Origin of the sequence: Bradyrhizobium sp., assembly GCF_049586575.1 — a bacterium.
In the GTDB taxonomy this organism is placed as follows: Bacteria; Pseudomonadota; Alphaproteobacteria; order Rhizobiales; family Xanthobacteraceae; genus Bradyrhizobium.
In genome coordinates, this window is the sequence record NZ_JBAVCF010000433.1 from 1 (window position 1) to 3687 (window position 3687).

A 3687-nucleotide genomic window follows, 5' to 3' on the forward strand; every position below is an offset into this window, starting at 1 on the left:
AGACGAAGGCGATGCTGGTGTGGTCGGCGAGCCTGCCGAGCAACGCTGCGCCAAGACCGCCGATGCCGAACGCCACGCCGAAGAACACGCCGGAAATCATTCCGAAGCGATGCGGGACCAGTTCTTGTGCGAACACGATGATCGACGACGTCGTCGACGAAATGATGAGGCCGATGAACACCGTCAACACCGCGCTGGCCGTCAGCCCCGCATAAGGTAGCGCCAGCGTGAACGGCAGCGCGCCGACAATCGAGAACCAGATGACGATCTTGCGGCCGAAGCGATCCCCTATCGGGCCACCGAAGAAAGCGCCGACCGCGTTCGCAGCAAGAAAGACGAAAAGATAAAGCTGCGCGGCCTGCGTCGAAACGCCGAAGCGATCGATCAGGTAGAAGATGTAGTAGCTCGAAAGGCTCGATACGTAGAGCTGCTTCGAGAACAGGAGCACCACCAGCACCGCGAGCGCGAGCTGAACCCGGCGCGGAGACGGCGCATCCGGATGCGAAACGACCGCGGAAGCCTTTCGTGCCTTGATCTGCGGCTTGTACCATTGGCCGATCCGCCACAGCACGACGATCGCGAGAAACGCGATTGAAGAGAACCAGGCTATGCTGGGCTGGCCGAACGGAACGACGATCAGGGCCGCAAGCACCGGCCCCATCGAGGTGCCGAAACTGCCGCCGAGCTGAAACACCGATTGCGCAAAACCATAGCGGCCGCCGGAGGCCAGTCGCGCGATACGCGCCGACTCTGGGTGGAATATCGCAGAACCCAGGCCGATCAGCGCGGCGGCGATCAGGATCACCATGTATTGGTGGGCGACGCTGAGCAGCAGCAGGCCGAAGAAAGTCGAGGACATTCCGATCGCCAGCGAGAACGGCTGCGCCTTCTTGTCGGTGAAGTGCCCGACGAGCGGCTGCAGCAGCGAGGCCGTGAACTGGAACGCCAGCGTGATCAATCCGATCTGCGCGAAGTCCAGCGCGTAGCTGTCCTTCAGGATCGGATACACCGATGCGATCAGGGACTGCATGGTGTCATTGAGGAAGTGCGAAAAGCTGATGCCGGCGAGCACGACATAAGCGGGCCCTGCCACGGCTGCCTTCAGCGAAGGCGCCGCTTCCGCAACGATGACCGGTTCGGTCAAGGTTTCATCGGAGACGATAATGGACTTGTTCAAGGAATCATTCCCGGCGCCAGCAAGGCGAACTTCCTACGCCGAGGGCGATCTGGCGACCACCGCCAATAGAAAATGGCTGCGATGCACAGGCCAAATATTTGTTGCCGTCATCGCGAGCGCCAGCGAAGCAATCCAGTCTTGTCGCGACGCTGGATTGCTTCATCGCATTCGAGAGCGTCGCTCTTACGCCGCGGCCTGCCCGAGCGCGGACACGATGTGATCGACCACTTCCTCGACCAGCACGCGATCGTCGCCCTCGCCCATCACGCGGATCACGGGCTCCGTTCCGGATGAACGCACCAGAAGCCGGCCGTGGCCGTTGAGCCGCCTCTCGCCGTCATCGATCGCCGACTTGACGTCGGCATTGTCGAGCGGCTTGCCTGAGCGGTAGCGCACGTTCTTGAGGATCTGCGGCAGCGGATCGAAGCGGCGGCAAACCTCCGACACCGGGCGGCGGAGCTTCTGCACGACCGCAAGCACCTGAAGGGCTGCGACGAAGCCGTCGCCGGTGGTGGCGTAGTCCGACAGGATAATGTGGCCGGAGGGTTCGCCGCCCAGGTTGTAGCCGCCGGAGAGCATCCGCTCGAGCACGTAGCGGTCGCCGACGGGAGTGCGAAAGAGTTCGATGCCCTGGCCTTCGAGGAAGCGTTCGAGGCCGAGATTCGACATCACGGTGGCGACGATGCCCGGCTTCGCCAGACGGCCGTCGTCCTTCCAGCTCTGCGCGATCACGGCCAACAACTGATCGCCGTCGACCAGATGCCCGCGCTCGTCGACCAGGATGACGCGATCGGCGTCGCCATCGAGCGCAATGCCGATATCGGCGCGCAGTTCGCGCACCTTGCGGCTCAGCGCTTCCGGCGCCGTCGAACCGCATTCCTTGTTGATGTTGAAGCCGTCAGGCTCGACGCCGATGGAGATTACGTCGGCGCCCAATTCCCACAGCGCTTCCGGCACCACCTTGTAGGCGGCGCCGTTGGCGCAATCGACCACGACGCGCAGGCCGTCGAGGCTGAGTTCGCGCGGCAGCGTGCGTTTGGCGAATTCGATGTAACGGTCGTGGACGCCGTCGATGCGGCGCGCGCGGCCGAGGCTTGCGCTCTGCGCCAGCCGGCGGTCGAGCGACTCGTCGAGCAACTGCTCGATCTGCTTCTCGACGTCATCGGACAGCTTGAAGCCTTGCGGGCCGAACAGCTTGATGCCGTTGTCTTCGAACAGATTGTGGGAGGCCGAAATCATCACGCCGAGATCGGCGCGCATCGATTTGGTCAGCATCGCAACCGCCGGCGTCGGCATCGGGCCGAGCAGCAGCACGTCCATGCCGACCGAGGTGAAGCCCGCCACCATGGCGTATTCGATCATGTAGCCGGAAAGACGGGTGTCCTTGCCGATGACGACGCGATGACGATGCTCACCGCGCTGAAACACCAGACCGGCCGCCTGCCCCACTTTGAGCGCGAGTTCCGGCGTGATCAGGCCGTTGGCGAGACCCCGAATCCCATCTGTCCCGAAATATTTGCGACTCATAGACCCCCCGCACCGCCCGCACCTCTCAAAGGCCACTGCCGAGAAGTCGAGCCGTCAGCCCCATACTAACGTCGGCCCGGTTATAATGCCTTCGTCGCTAAAATGACTTCAAAAAATATGATGAATCATTTCCGGCAGAACGCTCGCGATCGAACCTAAATCATTGAATATAAATATCATTTTCTTGATCGCCCGGTGCAACTCGGGAACTTCAACCCTTGCGTTTTACCCGGCCGTCCTCTTTTGACGGGGCCGGCTGGGTGACACTGACCGGATCGGAGCCCGGAAAAGTCTCTTCCAACCCCTCCTCCAGCGCCTCTTCGAGCCCCTCGTCGCGCTGCTTCTTCCCGGGTTTTTTGACGTGGGACGACCTCGTGTGCGGTCCGGTCATGGGAAAGTCCTCTGCTTTATCCTGAGCCGATGTTGCGCTGGCCCCTCCCGTGGTAGATGACAGCCAAAGCTGTATTTACAAGACAGGGCCGGAAAACGTCCATGAAACAGATTACCTGCATCGAGGATCTACGGCAGCGCCACATGCGAAAGGTGCCCAAGGCATTTTTCGATTATTGCGACCGCGGTTCCTATGCCGAGGAAACGCTGCGCGCCAATCGCGAGGATCTGCAAGCGATCAAGTTGCGCCAGCGCATTCTCGTCGATGTGTCCAAGCGCGATACGTCGACGACCATTCTGGGCGAGCCTGCGGCATTGCCGCTGATCCTCGCGCCGGTCGGGCTGACCGGCATGCAGTACGGTGACGGTGAAATTCATGCCTGCCGCGCCGCGCAGGCCGCCGGCATTCCCTACACACTCAGCACGATGTCGATCTGTTCGATCGAGGACGTCGCCGCCAACGTCGAGAAGCCGTTCTGGTTTCAGTTGTACGTCATGAAGGACCGCGGCTTCATCAAGGCGCTGATCGAACGCGCCATCGCCGCCAAGTGCAGCGCGCTCGTGCTCACCGTCGATCTCCAGGTGATCGGACA

Annotated in this window: 4 protein-coding genes; 1 reads left to right on the forward strand and 3 read right to left on the reverse strand. The window is 61.8% G+C overall.

Going from position 1 to position 3687, the window contains the following annotated elements:
* The 3 genes from WB528_RS17185 to WB528_RS17195 form a co-directional block, all read right to left on the reverse strand.
* Positions 1 to 1177 (reverse strand): MFS transporter (locus tag WB528_RS17185; protein ID WP_423889606.1); only part of this gene is annotated, 1177 nt, incomplete at its 3' end.
* 183 nt (positions 1178 to 1360) lie between these two features.
* Positions 1361 to 2704, reverse strand: a complete 1344-nt coding sequence (gene glmM, locus WB528_RS17190; RefSeq protein WP_423889607.1) for a phosphoglucosamine mutase — start codon at positions 2702 to 2704, stop codon at positions 1361 to 1363.
* 211 nt (positions 2705 to 2915) lie between these two features.
* Positions 2916 to 3095 (reverse strand): hypothetical protein, encoded by a 180-nt coding sequence (locus tag WB528_RS17195; RefSeq protein WP_423889608.1) that lies wholly within the window; start codon positions 3093 to 3095, stop codon positions 2916 to 2918.
* 101 nt (positions 3096 to 3196) lie between these two features.
* Between WB528_RS17195 and WB528_RS17200 the strand changes: the two genes are divergently transcribed.
* Positions 3197 to 3687: alpha-hydroxy acid oxidase (locus WB528_RS17200; RefSeq protein ID WP_423889609.1), on the forward strand; the 491-nt coding region annotated here is incomplete at its 3' end.